This window comes from Lacipirellulaceae bacterium (genome assembly GCA_040218535.1).
In the GTDB taxonomy this organism is placed as follows: domain Bacteria; phylum Planctomycetota; class Planctomycetia; order Pirellulales; family Lacipirellulaceae; genus Adhaeretor.
In genome coordinates this window covers 92,969-108,670 of the sequence record JAVJRG010000012.1, presented here as the reverse complement: position 1 = coordinate 108,670, position 15,702 = coordinate 92,969, and the positions used below count along the sequence as shown (strand labels likewise).

The window sequence follows — 15,702 nt, the reverse complement described above, 5'->3', positions numbered from 1 at the left end:
TTTCTCACTTCGTGCGTTTTCAATGCACGAATAGGAGTTCTGCTCGCACGGATTCTTTCAGTGCATGGAGGGGCTTAGTAGCACGGCAACCGTAGACCAGAAGTCACCGCGCAGCATCAAGCTGCATTGGTTGCCAGTAGTTCTGAGTTGCAAAGCAGATCAGCAAGCTCGCGGAGTGCGCTGAGTCAGACCGATTGCCTGCACAACAGAAGGCGAGTACTGCCACGCAACGTGCGCAGTACTCCTAGAAGTGGGCGACTATAGCCGCCAGACACAGAAAGATATCTGCGAGAAGTGAGGCGCAATTGGAGCACATGCGGCGTCAAGCGTAGACGCAGGCGGATGCTCTTCTGCCGAGTAGAGGATGCCACATTGAGCGCTGCTCAATGAGAGAACGTCTCGTAGTTCCGTAATCGGGGAACGTGGCGTAGGAGCATCAAGCGGGTCGCGTTTGCTCAGGCATTGGCAAGTGGTAGATAGAGTCGCATTAGCAACCTCTTGTCTATTTGCTTGGCCTTCATCGGTCGGTTGTTCGGAGTTCTCCGGCACCGGTCCTTCTTCGAGAACCATGTCCGCAAATGGGTCGTCAACGCTAGGCTCTTTGGCCCGCTGCGACTTGTCGCGACCGGCATGCCCGCAGCAGCTTTGATGCTCGTCCGGAACACCGCCACTACAACAAGGACACTTCTCCGTCTGCAATTGCACCTTGCAACAACCGCAACCTTGACAGGTGAATTCGTACGTGCAATCAACAGAACAACAACCTTGTTGGAACGCGAGCGTCAGCGTCGGCTGCATCGTTATGGCAACGATGAGTAAAAGATTGACGATGATTCGATTTACGCGGGCCATGCAAATTGTCGGGAAGTTTCTCATTGTTCGTTCCGATAGATACCCTCTGACGGTATATCAACTATATCGGGAATGAAGGGCAATGGTACAAGTCCAATTTGGCTAATTGAGCAATTTACAGACCTATTTGGCTGGCGAAGCCGCTTTGTGAATGCGGCGTAACAGGGAAATGCTAATGGATTTTCGCAGAAAAACACGATTTCTGCTAGCCACGCTGGCTTTGATTGTCGCCAGTGGGTGTGCAACGACGCAGGAATATGTGCTATCGAGCAGCAATCCTAAAAGCGTTGCGTCTGGTAGAGAGGAGGAAAGGACCAAGGCACCCACTGAGGATTCAGCTACGCCGAAGAGCAAAATTCAGCTAGCCAGCCAAACCGAAGACATCAGTCTGCCGTCTCTCTCCCCCAATGATCTCAATAATGAGGTGGAAGAAAGCAGTGGTTCTGGCCAGCAGTCGGGAGAAGATCAATCGGCTTCCGAAGCCGTAGAAGAACTTGTGCAGCCGATGGAACTAACTTTAATTCCTCCGGTGGCGGAGCAACAGCAGCCGGTGGATTATTTCATACAAGTGGCCCTAAGTGGGCATCCAAAAATCCAAGCGGCCCAAAACCGCGTGTCCGCTGCAGCGAATGTAATCCCGCAAGCGCGAGCGTTGCCCGATCCGAGTTTCAACAACACCTTCTGGCCGATTCAAGACCAGGCTCTGCAGACGGCCGGTGGTCGCGTAGGGCATCAGTTCCAGCTTGGGCAAGGCGTCCCGTGGCCGGAGAAGCTGCGTGCAAAAGCGGCGATCGCCAGTCGCGAAGTCCAAATAGCGCAAGCAGAACTCAATCGAATCCAACGCGAGATCACCGAATCCGTTCGTCTGGCTTACTACGAAGTCTGGTTTGCAACTCGGGCGATCACGATTGTCGAAGAAACTCGCGAGTTAGTGGACGACCTGACGCAAGTGGCGGAAGCTCGCTACAAGAGTGGCGGCACTCAGCAAGACGTACTGCGAGCGCAACTTGAAGCAGACCGATTGGACGACCAACTGGTAGGGTTGCGCAAGCAAAAAGAGCAGGCTCAGGCCGATTTGGCAGCGTTAGTGCAGCAGCCGGTCACCCTTATCCCCGAAGCTCAGCAAGACATTGGGTTAAGGAATGTGCCCGAGCGGTTGGAAAGCTTACTTGCCCTCGCCGAGCAGTGCAGTCCAGAACTTCGAGCTATCGCATCAGAGATCCAACGCGACCGTCAGAAGCAGCGGCTCGCTTACTTGCAAAAATATCCTGATTTCAACCTCGGACTGAATTACGCAATCATTGATGACGACACGAATGCCATCAGCCCTGTGGCGAACGGTCACGACAACATCAGCTTCATGGTTGGATTTACCCTTCCTATATGGCGTGAAAAGATCAACGCTGGCATCCGCGAAGCAGCCAACCGGACCAGTAGTTCGGCGCAACGGCTACAAGCCGAACGCGATGCCATACAAGGCAAGTTGCGACGGCTGATGGCCCAGGCCGACGCCTTGGTTGAGCAGGCAGGTATCTATGAAGACCGAATTATTCCGCGAACCGAAGATACGCTCAAACTCTCCTTCGCCGATTACCGCGGCAAGCGAACCGACTTCTTCGCGCTGATCGAGACCTATCGCGAACTGCTGATGTTCGAGACCCAGTTGGCACGCATTGAGGCAACACTTGCTGGGACGATCGCTCAAATCGAACGCACCGTTGGGTGTCCCTACGGAGGTTGAGTTGACGGTCGAACTCACTCCCAACCGAGTTGCGCAAGTTCTTGGCGAAGTAGTTTCCGTGCCCGGTTTAGCCGCGAACCGACGGTGCCCTCGGGTATGCCGATAGACTCGGCGATCTCGCGGTAAGACAGATTCTGCTGTTCTTTCAGAATCAGTATTGCTCGAAGTTCCGGGTCGAGCTGCGACATAGCCGTTTCAAGCAGCTCGGCTTCCTCGGCTTTGCCGATCCGGTCTGGATCATCTGTTGCGGGATCGGTGACAAGTGGTGCCGTGGATCGTCGTTTGCTACGACGAAGATGTTGCAAGGCTTCGTTGCTTGCCAAACGGTAGAGCCACGTTTCGAGCTTGGATTGCCCGTTGAATTGCTCCAGTTTACGGAACATCCTAAGAAATACCTGCTGCGTAAGATCGTCAGCGTCCTGCCGCCCGACCATACGGACCATCAATCCGTACACGTTGTCAGCGCATTGCTCGTAAAGCTGCTGCATCGCGCAGCGATCACCCGCGACACACGCATCAACCAATTGCTGGGTGGAAGCATTTGTAGGCGATTCGCGAATCGACGGGTCTCCGTTGTTTTGGCTCGCTTCATTCAAACGCTAGGGCTCCGTTTGCGGCACTGTCCAGAGTGAAGTTTTGGAGGAAACGCTTAAGCAGCAGGTGAGCTTTCTGTTTTTTGGTGAAGGGAACGGCATGTACCGCATCAAAAGTTCAAGCAGAGTCAACCGCCCGTAGCTGCACAGCTCCATCGGTTCCAGTTCGGTCCGCTACGGCAGTCGTATCTCGGTCATGGAGTCGTATCCGTTGAAACCCTATGTGCAATATCAGGAATCCACGCAAGTTCCCCGATCCGCCGTGTGTTAGGTCGTTGCAACCGAAACTACGAAGAATCTCAGAGTAGCATACCCAGATAGGGTATTGAAGGGTGGTCGAATATTCAGGAGGTGCATGTAGCAATACCTGTCAGCCGTGATGGGATCGCGATCCGGCTCTTTATCCACCGCTCGGGCAGTTAGAACTTTTTTCCGAAGGCCGGTAACTCCGAGCAAATTCCAGAGGAGAACGTGTGCCATGTATTACGAACAGAAGCGACTGCTGAGCCTGGCGGTGATTATTCTCACCGCAGTTGTTGCGGCGGGGCCAACTGTCGCCCAGGCTCAAAGGAAGAGCCCTGGAGGCCTTACGGGTGGAGATCGTTTACGCCCCGGCAGTTCTTACAGCAATCAACGCGCGTCGCGGAGTATTCGTCACGCTCGGGACTACTCGCGGGACATTTATCACTACTCACGAGTCCCGGAAACGATTCAGCCGAGCGTAGCAAAGGCCGATGCAGAAACATTGGGTCGCAATATAACGACGGCTCAACAGCAACTGGCCACAGTCCGCCAAGAGGTAGGTAACGACCCAGCCGCAACGGCTCCGCTGAAAACGATCCACCAGCACCTTGCTTCTTCTGAAAAACAGCAAAAGCTGCTTTATGAGGAATGCTGTAAGGAATCGGTCGATGGCTTGGCTTGCATGAAGCACTGCAATCAGATTCTATTGGATTTGGATAAAGCTCAAGCCGAGCACGATGCCTTGATACGATTGCTTGAAATCAAGGCGCAGTCAACGCAATGAGCTAGCACGGGAGGCACACTTAAGTTTTTAACCCCGGTCATTACAGCGGCACTGGCTCGAATAGAACGAGCCAGTGCCGATTGTTCCACGTCAGAGCTAGTATCGTGCAACTTTGCATGCAGAACCTCGACGTGGTTGCTCTGTCAGGGTTGACCACATATTTGAAGTACAAGCCGGTCGCCTAACCGGCACTGCCTGCTTCCGTTGGCTAAGATGCCTTCAGAAGACACAATTACAAACTGTACGGCGAGCTTAGATAGCCAGCACCCTCTGATAAGCAGAAGATGAAATCGCTCTTCCAGTCGCCTACATCATGCGTTCTCGGCAAACCTTGGATCGGCGATGCCGAACTTGAGCTTCCACTCCATCACCGAGCAGTAGAGTACCGGGACAACCAGCATCGTGATGATTGCAATCACCATGCCGCCGAAACTGGGGATGGCCATAGGGACCATAATATCACTGCCTCTGCCAGTAGACGTCAGCACCGGGATCAACGCGAGAATCGTCGTCGCGGTGGTCATCAGGCACGGTCGAACGCGGCGTAGGCCGGCAGTTACTGTGGCTTCGCGGGCGTGTTTGGCACTGGTGATTCGATCGCGGCGGAAGCTGTCTTCCAAGTAAGAAGCGATCACTACGCCATCATCGGTGGCGATTCCGAATAACGCGAGGAAGCCGACCCAGACCGCCACACTGAGGTTGATCGTGTGAACCTGAAACAGATCCCGCATGTTGGTGTCGAACAGATTGAAGTTCAGAAACCAGTCGGTGCCGTACAGCCACAGCATGATAAAGCCGCCTGACCACGCGATCATGATGCCGCTGAACACCAGCGACGTGGTGATGACCGATTTGAACTGGAAGTAGAGAATCAGAAAGATGATGCCGAGTGCTAGAGGCAAGACGACCATCAAGGTCTTTTGCGATCGCAGTTGGTTCTCGTAGTTTCCGGCAAAGGAATAGCTGACGCCAGCAGGCAGCACGAGTTCACCGCTGTCGATCTTCTCTTGTAAGAACGCCTGAGCGTCTTCCACAACATCGACTTCCGCGTTGCCTGCCTTCATATCGAACAACACGTATCCCAGTAGGAATGTGTCTTCGCTCTTGATGACCTGCGGGCCTCGGACGTAGCGAATGTTGGCCAACTGGGCGAGGGGAATTTGCTGCCCCATCGGCGTTGGTACGAGGATGCGTTCCAGCGATTCTGCATCGTCTCGAAGTTCTCGTGCGTAGCGGACACGCACGGGGTAGCGTTCACGGCCCTCGACTGTTGTGGTGATGCGGCGTCCGCCGATTGCGACTTCGATCACGTCCTGAACACTGCGGATATGCAGGCCGTAGCGTTTGATCGCGTCGCGGTCGATGTCGATTTCCAGATACGGTTTTCCGACGATGCGGTCAGCGATCACGGCAGACGCCTGAACTGTGGGAACTTGTTTTAGTAGTCCTTCAATCTGTAAAGCAACGCGTTCGATGGTTTCAAGGTCGGGGCCTTTGATCTTCATGCCCATCGGGGCACGCATACCACTTTGCAGCATCACAATACGTGCGGCAATCGGTTGTAACTTGGGAGCCGACGTGGTGCCGGGAATGTCGGCTGCTTCAGTGATCTTCTGCCAGATATCGTCCGGCGAATTGATTTCATCTCGCCATTGCCGAAACGGACGACCGTCAGGGTCTTCGATCAGTTCACCTTTCTGATCGCGAGCATAATCCTCGGCTTCCTCGTCGTAGCGGAATTTGAGGCGATTGCCGTTCTGGTCCGTCTTGTATTCCGACTTGTAGGTGATGAAGGTCTCAATCATCGAAATCGGAGCCGGATCGAGCGGACTGTCCGCTCGGCCAATCTTGCCTACGACGGAATCCACTTCGGGAATGGAAATGAGAAACTTGTTTTGCAATTGCAGCACATCCATTGCTTCGCCAATCGAAGCGTGGGGCATCGTCGTCGGCATGTAGAGAAAGGAACCTTCGTCCAAAGGCGGCATGAACTCTTTGCCGATGCCGGGAAGCGTTTCGCTGGCGGCTGTCCACGATTTCGATTGGCGGATCGTCGATTGCTCAATTCCGACATTCGATACGAGTTTCGGGATGAATGAAAACACGCGGTCAAAACCAAGCCACGCACTACCGCCAAACAGCAGAATCGCGGTTGGAATCGATAGGAACATGACCTTGTGGGCGAGACACCATCGCAGGATTGGCTCGTAGAGGTAGCGTTGGAAGATCGTAAAGAACCCGAGCAGACCGCCAATGAGCAGCCCAACGAACAATAGATTTCGCGTGAGACCCTTTTGCGGCCCCAGCGGTAGCCAGTGTTCGGTAAGCACCACGCCAACAACCAATACCGCAATGGCGCTGGCAAGGTAAGGAGCATAGTGGTTGTACTCGGTCGGGATGCGAGGTTCAAGCAGCTTGTAGAGACCGAGTCCGATGACGATTGCTCCTACCCACCACGAGACAAAAAACATCGCCAGCACTCCGGCAGCGATAAGGGCGAGCATTGAGTAGCGGCGAAGCAAGCCCGCCTGCATCCGTCCGCCCATGAGGATGTGAGCTGCCGGAGGAATGATGGTCAATGCGACAATTACGGAAGCAGCCAGTGCAAACGTCTTAGTGAACGCAAGTGGCCGAAACAGTTTTCCTTCGGCTGCAATCATCGTAAACACGGGGAGGAAGCTGACGACGGTCGTTGAGACAGCGGTTAGAACGGCACTGGCCACTTCGTTTGACGCGCGGAAGATGACATGGCCGCGATCTTCGTCAGGGTCCGCCTCGTCCAAGTGTTTGAGAATGTTCTCACACAGGATGATTCCCATATCGACCATCGTTCCAATCGCGATAGCGATACCCGACAAGGCGACGATGTTGGCATCGACGCCAAACGTCTTCATAGCGATGAAAACCATCAGGACGGCCAGAGGCAACAACGCACTTATGAGAATGGAGCTGCGCAGGTGCAGCACCATCACCAGAATCACGATGATCGTAACAAGGATTTCTTCGGAGAGTGCGGTGTTGAGCGTGCCGAGTGTTTCATAAATCACGCCGGTGCGGTCGTAAAAGGGAACCACACGGACCTGGCTTGTCGTGATCCAGTTCGGCCACTGGTCGCGTGGCGTGCCGCGTAAGTGTTGAATCCACGGGTCGTGCTGCGGATCAGGTCCGGTGAGGGAAGGAAGATCGTTCGCCTTGGCGTACGCATCGACTTGGGCGGCGGATGTCTGCGTGTAGTCCACGAGGACCTTACTCGGAAGCCCCGGCGAGACCTCAACGATCTTCTCCTTGACGTTCTTGATGGCTTCGAGTGGATTGAATCCGTAACGCACGACGGTTACTCCACCGACCGCTTCGGCTCCTGCCTTGTCCAAGGCTCCACGACGCAATGCCGGGCCAAGGGTCACCGTCGCCACATCCTTAATCGTGATAGGCACATTGTCAGCCACCTTGACGACAGTCTTTTCAATATCTTCAACATGTTCGATGAAGCCGAGCCCGCGAATGACGTACTCAGCCTTGTTGAGTTCAATGGTCCTCGCACCAACATCCACGTTTGACATGCGGACGGCTTGAAAAACATCCGCCAGTGACACCTTCGCGGCTCGCATCGCATCAGGATCGACGTCAATCTGGTATTCCTGAACGAAGCCGCCGATGGAAGCGACTTCGCTAACGCCCTCCGCTGAGGCTAAGGCGTAGCGAACGTACCAATCCTGAATCGTTCGTAGCTCGTGCAAATCCCAACCGCCGGTTGGATTTCCGTCTGGATCTTGACCTTCAAGCGTGTACCAGAGTATCTGACCAAGTGCCGTGGCATCTGGCCCAAGCGTTGGCTGCACGCCTTCGGGAAGCGTTCCGGCTGGTAGACTGTTGAGCTTTTCGAGTACCCGAGAACGCGACCAGTAGAATTCAGCTTTCTCATTGAAGATCACGTAGATCGTCGAGAAGCCAAACATCGAGTAACTGCGGATGGTTTTGACTTCAGGGATGCCCAAGAGAGCAACCGTCATCGGATAGCCGATTTGATCTTCAACATCCTGCGGACTACGGCCCATCCATTCGGTAAATACGATCTGCTGGTTTTCGCCAATGTCAGGAATCGCATCGACGGGAACTGGATCGCGCGGCAGACTACCGACCTGCCAATCAAACGGGGCGACCATGATGCCCCAGCCAATGATGGCCAAGACGAGTAAGAAGACAACGAGCTTGTTGTGCAGGCAAAACCAAATGATTCCACCGAGCAGGGTTCGCCGACCGCTTTGGATATCAGGGGCTATCTCATCATTGGTAGAATCAGACATCAATGCGGTGTATTCTCTTTGTTGGTTTCCATAAACGTTTTTGCCTCAGAGGTTTGCACGCTTCTTACCTCCTTACCCGTGATTGCTCCCGGCGTGCTCATCGCGTGGCGGCTCTTTATCACTCAGCGGCTCGACCTTGTCCGCACATTTGAGCATGGAAGCTCCGTAGTACGGATTGCGAACTGCGTCGTCAGCTTGAATCCAACTGGCTCCGCGACCCTCAAACGCCATCGGGCAATGCAACTCGAAGAGTTGATCACTATCGGGCAGTCCGAACATGCGTTGAAGCGTCAACAGTTGGTCCGACAAGAGAGCGAAGGCCGAACGGAGCGACTTGAGATCACTGGCTTTGGACAATCGCGCAGTAATTGTCGAAAGACTGTTGAGTTCTGACTTCCAACGCTCTGCGGCTTTACCCGATAACGACTGAGCGCTGATTTTGCTGACGATCTGATGGAGATGTGCTACGGCGTTCGTTGCGGCCCTGGCATCATCTGCCGACAGCGCCTGCGATATCGCAAGGTAGGGATTAACGAGCCCGCTGAGTTGAGTGCGAAACTCAGCAGGGACATCGAGGCTTTCTTCAGTCATCTGGTGTCCGGCGTGAGATAGCCCAAACATTTGCTGCAACCGCTCAGCGTGTCGCTTCGTCACCAAGAAGACTCGGTCTGCATCTTGTAGTGTCCGTACGGCTTGACCTTCGATCGCATCGTTCCTTAACAGCATGGCAAACTCTTCCAGTTGCGCTCGCATGTCGCCGGACAACTGGTCAATCTTCAAGCCAGCGATGCCTTTTCCGAGTTGATTGAAGCCGGCGCGAATCGCGTCAAGTTCTGCGGACTCGATGGCTTCGCCGATTGTCTCGACCGACTCAATCGTTTGATGGAGTTGCTTTTTCAATTCCTGTGGCAGCGACATTCCCGTATGCTCGGCCATCTGCATCGGCTCGCCGTCCGCCGCAGGCTTCGATTCGCCGCCGTGATCATGGCCTCCACCTCCGCCGCCACCTTCGGGAGTCATCATGGAGGGCTTGGCAGAAATTTGCAGAGCACTATCCAATTTGAAATTGCCGTTGGTGACAACCAGTTCGCCTTCTTCCAGCCCGCCTTTAACGAGGTAGTAGTCCCCGGCACGCGGACCAAGCACAATTTCACGACCTTCATACGTCGGTTCTTCGGCGTCGGGAACCTGCACGTAGACAATAGCACGCGTGCCGGTGAGTAGTGCAGCGGAAACGGGAATTACTAGCGGCTTGGCCGTGTCACTCGGTTCTGCTGTCACGTAGCCAAGCGTCTCGGCTCGCACGAGTGGCATACCACAGACATCGCAATTGCCCGGTTCGTCCTTGACGATCTCGGGGTGCATCGGGCTAATCCACTTCCCGGCGAGCGAGGAATCAAGAACTCGTCCGCCGGCAGCAATTTTGGATTTTACGACCGCGCGCACAAACATTTCCGGTTTGAGTCGCCCATCTTCGTTGGAGACGTTGACTCGCACCTTCACCGTTCGAGTCGCTTCATTGAGAACTGGGTCTATGAATGCGATGCGACCATGAAACACTTCACCAGGGTAGGCTTCCGTGGTGAACTCCACATCTTGTCCATAGCGAAGCCACGGCAAGTCGGATTCATACGCATCCATCTGCACCCAGAGGTGGTCCAAGTCGGCCACGGTATAGATGCGATCTCCAGTACGGACACGATCGCCCTCCTCGCGGTGTTTCTTGACGACGATGCCCCCTGCGGGTGAGTAAATTGTCAGGTGCGTACTCGGCTTTCCACGCTGTTCGATCTCTTTTATTTGCTTATCGGTGATGCCCAACAGCCGTAGTTTCTCGCGAGCCGACTCAGCAAGATTCAATGGTTCTAAGAAGCGTGATGAAGTCCGCTCGGCCTTGGATTGCAGGGCGGAGACCAGCTCTTCCTGGGCGGTGTAGAGTTCTTCGCTGTAGATGTATGCCATGTGGTCGCCTTCTTTGACTTCCACACCTTCAAAATCGACGAATAGTCTATCCAAGCGACCGGCAACCCAAGCCGTAATATGAGCCAGTCGGGTCTGGTCGTATTCAATTTTGCCAACCATGCGAACGTCGGCAGTGACATACCGATGTGCAACTGGAATTGTCTGAACGTTCATCAGTTTCTTGACGTCCGAACTAATTGAAATGGTGCGAACACCAGCGACCGACTTCTTTACCGGAACCAAGTCCATTCCGCAGATTGGACAGCTACCCGGTCCGTCACGGCGGATTTGCGGGTGCATAGAGCAAGTCCAGATTTGTGCTTCATATTCGCTGGCTGACGCATGAGCACGGCCTGAATGGTCTTCCTCGGCAGACGTGCCGTGAGTCATCAACCCATCGCCGCGCATCGACATGCCCACCAGCAAACCAATTCCCAGCAGCGCTATTGCCTGGGCAATCCACAGTTTGCTTCGATGTTGTTGGTAGAACTTACTAAGTCGATTCATTGCGGGTGATCTATCCATTTCCTCGTTTGTGAGCCCCTTCTTACAGTGCTGATTCAACTTTCGCGTCCAGCCAACTCACCAGTGTGTTGACTTCCTCAACATCCTGAATACCAACCGCAGTCAATGATCGCGAACCCCGTTTCCAAGTGGCCGCGATGTTCGAATCAAGTTCGACCAGACAACACTCCTTGTCTCCACACATTGCCATATTTGTCTGACGATCGCCAAACCATTCTGCCTTTTCGTCGTCATGTTCAAACAAAACGAGAGTCGAGCCATCTTGCCGTTTACACACTGCTTTGACGCATGTGCAGCAGGGCATTTTGAGAACGCTAGTAGAAGCCAGCAAATAGCCGTCCGGTAGTCCTTTGGAAACGGCAGGACGATAGCCAACTAAATGGACTGCGTCGTCCGCATTAACGCGTTGTCCATCGTACTTATTCAAGAGGAACTGCTCAGCCGCGTCGGGATCGGCAGGAAGCTGCCTCAAATAATGATCCATCGTCGCCACGAATTCGGCACCATGTGCCTGATCACCGGAGTGAGGGTGGTCCGTACCGCGACTCATCCAGTATCCAAAGCCCAACATCAGCAGCACCGACGCGGCCAAAGCCAGTTGTCGGGACAATGTCCACCAGTGCCGGTTGTGGTCTTGGCATGACACTGGTTGCGGTTTGGCCGATTCATTCGATTCTCCAGCGGCCAGTTTAACCGCGAGACCTTTCCAAATCGCAGGTGGAACCTTCGGCTGAGGCATTTGGCTCACGGCCCGCGCCACATCCGTGAAGCCCGCAAATTCCGCAGCGCATGACTCACATTCGGCCAGATGCTGAGCCATCCTAGCGTGCGACTCATCGGATAACTCGCCATCATAGAATGCCGAAAGTTGATCTTGAATATCGGTGCATTTCATGGCGAAACATCCATTCAGGGGGCCAAAGCAGGGACAAATGCATTATGCCGTGCTCTCGCCGGTCCGAGAAGCGATCTTGGAGGACACGATTTTGATGCTCGGTATCACTACTTCTTCACGCTTTGAACGCGAGAAACCGGAAGTAACGCGGCCAACCCTGCTGGGCCGCAGATTCTCAGATTTCACGTGAAGAATTGCCCAGCATCGGCATCGAACTCTACATCGGGTCCTCAATGACCTAGTTCACCGTTTTTCTGGGAGCGAACCCATGCCGCTAAAGCTCTTGCTCACCGCCGTATTCGGATTTGGGCTGATAGTAGCCATCTCGGGTTGCGGTTCTACCGAGTTGGACACACCAAACGCTTTAACGCCGGATGTCGAAGCAGATTCGACCGCTCACGCAGATTTGGAGCATGGCCATGCCGGGCATGACCACGGGGACAGCGACGATACGGGTAAGACCGATATGGAGAAAATGAAAGAATCGCTAGCTAGCTTCTCCGAAGAAGATCGCGAATCAGCGATGAAGCAACACTTCTGCCCGGTCAGCGGTGAAATGCTCGGCACGATGGGGGAGCCGAAAAAGGTCGAAGTCAAAGGCCAGACGGTTTGGATCTGCTGTGACGGTTGCAAAGACCAACTCCTCGCCGATCCGGATAAATACCTAGCTCAGCTCAACGATTAATCAGGCTGCTAACGGTTACGATTTCACGTCATCCATTTCCTTCCCTCACGGAGAATATACGCATGTCTTCGCAAACCCTTCCGAGCTTACTAGCGGTTGCTGTGGCGACTTGTATCATCACGTCCAATGTGTCCGGCCAAGAGCATGGTCACTCCGTACACCAGCACAGCACACATGATCATGCCACAACGGAGAAGCACGACCACGGCGAGAGCGAAAAGGGGACACATGGCGGAACTGTTCCGACAGTTGGATCACATACCATCGAAACCGTCATTGTCCCCAGAGGCATCATGTTCATGCTGCTAGACAAGGAAGGAAAGGTACTCGCAGCGCCGAAGGCGTCTGGCTCGCTAACCTTGCGAATTAACGATAATACCAAGGAGTACCCGTACGAATTGAAACCGCTCAAGAACAGCGCGATAGGTGTCGGCGTTGACCTATCTAAAATCATCGACCACACCATCCATATGGACGTGACTCTCGATGGCATTGCCGCGCAACCGCTTTCATTTCATGCGATGGGCATCGTGAAAGACAATACGTTGGCTGATGCAATGCTGGTCAGCTTGCAGCGAACTTGCCCGGTTAGCGGCAAGAAGCTCGGCTCTATGGGGGCACCGCCAAAGGTCATGGTAGATGGAAAGCCACTGTTCGTATGCTGTGCCGGATGCAGCGAAAAAGTGAAGAAATCGCCGCAATTGTACCTTACCAAGTACTACGAGGCGAAAGGCGAGCAGGTCCGCCCCGGAGTCTTCAAAGCCACGCTAGCCGATGCCCAGGCGATCGACGCACAAAAGGTGTGTCCGGTAATGGATGAGCCGCTCGGCGGGATGGGTGCTCCGCTCAAGGTCGATGTTAAAGGTCAGGCTGTCTACATTTGCTGTGCCGGCTGTGCAAAGAAGTTGCATGCCGATCCAGACGCGTATCTCATTAAACTTAAGAAGATGGGAGTAAAGCCGCCGACGATTGAATGACTTTAAGAAATGGAGTGCTTAGCCACAGCAAGCCCAATCAATTCCAGTTTCACGATAACGTATTGCGATTGGAACGTGGAACGTGATGATTTTCGAAGTCGATTCGCTAAATAATGACACTACCAGGATTAATACTTGCTGCATGAATGCACCTGTTAAACGGCCTCCAACACATTCGCAACAGGCAGTGTTGGCAAGCTTACTCTATGAGAAGCCACCAGTCTCTCCTCCAAGTAAATTGGTTAGAAGCAGCGTTAGCTCAGAGCGACTAAAAGGTTTGCCAAGGAATGCGTCAAAGCCTGCTTCCAGCGACCGAACCTTATCCGCTTCTGACGCGAGTACGCTGTAGGCTACTATTTTCAAATCCTTGAAGCTGGCCTCCATTGCCTGAAGGTCCGCTAGCGTTCTGAAGCCGTCCCTATCGGGCATTCTCAAATCCAAGAAAACTAAGCTTGGGTGCTCGTTCGCCTTAATGTAGTTGAGTAGTTCAGCGCCCGTTGCAACTTCCACACATGCCACATCATTACGCATCGACTCGATGGTGAGCCTTAAAACGCGTCGGCATAACTCGCTGTCATCACAGATTATTATCGTGGCCAAGAGCCTCCAGTCAGTGAATTTACGTATAAGATGCCAGTGCACCTTAGAGGTATTCAAGGAATGTGCACATGTTCACAGGTAGACGTGATTAGCTTGCCTGATGAAAGCAGAACTGGCCAGAAAGCTAGCGATCACAATGAAGAAACTCCGAGGCAACGAAAGCCAAGGAGATTTCGCAAAACGGCTCGGGATTGACCGGACAACTGTTTGTCGAATAGAAAGCCAGTCAGCTAACATCACGCTGCGAACTCTTGATGTTATTTGCAGCAACCTGAAGTGCGAGGTTGGGTTTCTATTTGATGGCAAGGCATAGTGGTAATGGCCTTCGCACATTCAATGATATATCTCACGCTGGGCACCGATCAAACTCTGGACTTAAGAAAGCCGGTGTCTGCGAGACGCTCTTCATACATGTAAACTTCTGGTTAATCCAATGCTCCCTCCAAAATTCTTCTTCGTTCTTCTTCCATTCTATCAATTGGGTCATTAGTGGGGCTAGCGTCATCTGCTTGTGGTGGAGCATAGCTTATCGACGCTTGGACCATCGTCGATGCGAGGGCACTCGATTTTCCTTCACTACGAAGGACATGATATAGGGCACACGTTCTTTGCATTGCTTCCGCCAAGCTATAGGGCGAGGCAGCGGCCATCATCTCAGCTGTTAGGCAGACGAACAGGCAAGCTCTTGCATTTCCTGGAAGGTAATCTTCATTCTGCCGTAGTGCTTCTTCGCGTGCTGTGAACTGCGTCAGAACTCGATCTAGGGGCATCTGAGCGTAGTGGCTTTGAAAGAATATATTTGCGGCTGAATATACGTTGTCTTCCATAGCACGCGGGCTGATACATGACTCGATATAGGCAAGGCGATCGTGAAGCTGCTTAGGTGTGCTAGTGCAGACAGCTGGTTCTGAATAGAACTTCAGCATGTTAGCGGATACTAAAGGAGACATCCCAACATCCCTATAGCGTCCGTACATGTTAATAAGCATGTCGTAAGCCTTTTGCGGTGCAACTGACATTTCGGAGTCTTTGTTTCCGAGGCATGTCATTCCGAGGCATATATCTGCTACAACTCTTTCGCGCTCCTCCGTAGATAATCCTCCGAAAGAGTCTAAATCGATGCCTAGTGAAGCCTCAATTTTCTTATAGCGAGATACTATATCTCTAACGTTCTGAGGATTGCCTTCCGCTGACCTCACTAGCAAGGTAAGGGCTTCCAGATTGATTACCTCTGGAAGACTTTCCTTTATTGCTCGGTAGGTTGCTCCAATGACCCGAGGGTTGCCCGCACAATCAACGAGCAAGTCCGCTGCCGGTCCATCTACTCCATGCCTGACGAAAGCATCTCTGTAAGATTGAATACGGTCAACTACGTTACGAGCTAGAAATATTGCTTGCTCAGGAGAGTGGAGACGTGTAGCTGTTCTATGCGATGGAAGATCAGCGTCGGATAATTTCGCTGGTGATCCTTCTTCTCGTCTAAAGATTGCATTGACAATTTCCATCGTATAACTCCCCTAAGCAGCTTGCTGTTCTGTGAG

10 protein-coding genes are annotated in these 15,702 nt (G+C 53.2%); 4 read left to right on the top strand and 6 right to left on the bottom strand.

The features are described 5' to 3' along the window. Positions 1 to 258 precede the first annotated feature (258 nt). Positions 259 to 852: a hypothetical protein gene (locus tag RIB44_14420; GenBank protein MEQ8617764.1), complete on the bottom strand. Its 594-nt coding sequence runs from the start codon at positions 850 to 852 to the stop codon at positions 259 to 261. A gap of 175 nt (positions 853 to 1,027) precedes the next feature. Between RIB44_14420 and RIB44_14415 the strand changes: the two genes are divergently transcribed. Then, the gene (locus tag RIB44_14415) at positions 1,028 to 2,593 is read left to right on the top strand and encodes a TolC family protein (protein MEQ8617763.1); all 1,566 of its coding nucleotides are present in this window, start codon (positions 1,028 to 1,030) and stop codon (positions 2,591 to 2,593) included. 14 nt (positions 2,594 to 2,607) lie between these two features. Here the strand turns inward: RIB44_14415 and RIB44_14410 are convergent, their stop codons facing one another. Beyond that, the gene (locus RIB44_14410) at positions 2,608 to 3,189 is read right to left on the bottom strand and encodes an RNA polymerase sigma factor (GenBank protein MEQ8617762.1); all 582 of its coding nucleotides are present in this window, start codon (positions 3,187 to 3,189) and stop codon (positions 2,608 to 2,610) included. A gap of 475 nt (positions 3,190 to 3,664) precedes the next feature. Here RIB44_14410 and RIB44_14405 point away from each other — a divergent pair, with 475 nt between their 5' ends. Further along, on the top strand, positions 3,665 to 4,213 hold the full coding sequence (locus RIB44_14405; protein ID MEQ8617761.1) for a hypothetical protein: 549 nt from the start codon (positions 3,665 to 3,667) through the stop codon (positions 4,211 to 4,213). Positions 4,214 to 4,524: 311 nt separating this feature from the next. Here the strand turns inward: RIB44_14405 and RIB44_14400 are convergent, their stop codons facing one another. The 3 genes from RIB44_14400 to RIB44_14390 form a co-directional block, all read right to left on the bottom strand. After that, positions 4,525 to 8,517, bottom strand: a complete 3,993-nt coding sequence (locus RIB44_14400) for an efflux RND transporter permease subunit (GenBank protein MEQ8617760.1) — start codon at positions 8,515 to 8,517, stop codon at positions 4,525 to 4,527. Between the two features lie 72 nt (positions 8,518 to 8,589). Beyond that, positions 8,590 to 10,986, bottom strand: coding sequence for an efflux RND transporter periplasmic adaptor subunit (locus RIB44_14395; protein MEQ8617759.1), 2,397 nt, complete (start codon positions 10,984 to 10,986; stop codon positions 8,590 to 8,592). 40 nt (positions 10,987 to 11,026) lie between these two features. Continuing rightward, positions 11,027 to 11,899, bottom strand: a complete 873-nt coding sequence (locus RIB44_14390) for a zf-HC2 domain-containing protein (protein MEQ8617758.1) — start codon at positions 11,897 to 11,899, stop codon at positions 11,027 to 11,029. Between the two features lie 268 nt (positions 11,900 to 12,167). On the opposite strand from RIB44_14390, the gene RIB44_14385 reads away from it, so the two are divergent. Both RIB44_14385 and RIB44_14380 read left to right on the top strand, forming a co-directional pair. Further along, positions 12,168 to 12,584 carry a hypothetical protein gene (locus RIB44_14385; protein ID MEQ8617757.1) on the top strand — a complete coding sequence of 139 codons (417 nt, stop codon included), beginning with the start codon at positions 12,168 to 12,170 and terminating at the stop codon, positions 12,582 to 12,584. Positions 12,585 to 12,646: 62 nt separating this feature from the next. Beyond that, complete coding sequence (locus RIB44_14380; protein ID MEQ8617756.1) at positions 12,647 to 13,561, top strand: hypothetical protein; 915 nt, start codon at positions 12,647 to 12,649, stop codon at positions 13,559 to 13,561. 1,025 nt (positions 13,562 to 14,586) lie between these two features. Here RIB44_14380 and RIB44_14375 read toward each other — a convergent pair. Further along, the gene (locus RIB44_14375; GenBank protein MEQ8617755.1) at positions 14,587 to 15,666 is read right to left on the bottom strand and encodes a hypothetical protein; all 1,080 of its coding nucleotides are present in this window, start codon (positions 15,664 to 15,666) and stop codon (positions 14,587 to 14,589) included. Positions 15,667 to 15,702 lie beyond the last annotated feature (36 nt).

Bases quoted from the DNA above. Each gene is read 5' to 3' on its own strand.
- RIB44_14420 (MEQ8617764.1), bottom strand. From the start codon at position 852: ATGGCCCGCGTAAATCGAATCATCGTCAATCTTTTACTCATCGTTGCC.
- RIB44_14415 (MEQ8617763.1), top strand. From the start codon at position 1,028: ATGGATTTTCGCAGAAAAACACGATTTCTGCTAGCCACGCTGGCTTTG.
- RIB44_14405 (MEQ8617761.1), top strand. From the start codon at position 3,665: ATGTATTACGAACAGAAGCGACTGCTGAGCCTGGCGGTGATTATTCTC.
- RIB44_14400 (MEQ8617760.1), bottom strand. From the start codon at position 8,517: ATGTCTGATTCTACCAATGATGAGATAGCCCCTGATATCCAAAGCGGT.
- RIB44_14395 (MEQ8617759.1), bottom strand. From the start codon at position 10,986: ATGAATCGACTTAGTAAGTTCTACCAACAACATCGAAGCAAACTGTGG.
- RIB44_14390 (MEQ8617758.1), bottom strand. From the start codon at position 11,899: ATGAAATGCACCGATATTCAAGATCAACTTTCGGCATTCTATGATGGC.
- RIB44_14385 (MEQ8617757.1), top strand. From the start codon at position 12,168: ATGCCGCTAAAGCTCTTGCTCACCGCCGTATTCGGATTTGGGCTGATA.
- RIB44_14380 (MEQ8617756.1), top strand. From the start codon at position 12,647: ATGTCTTCGCAAACCCTTCCGAGCTTACTAGCGGTTGCTGTGGCGACT.
- RIB44_14375 (MEQ8617755.1), bottom strand. From the start codon at position 15,666: ATGGAAATTGTCAATGCAATCTTTAGACGAGAAGAAGGATCACCAGCG.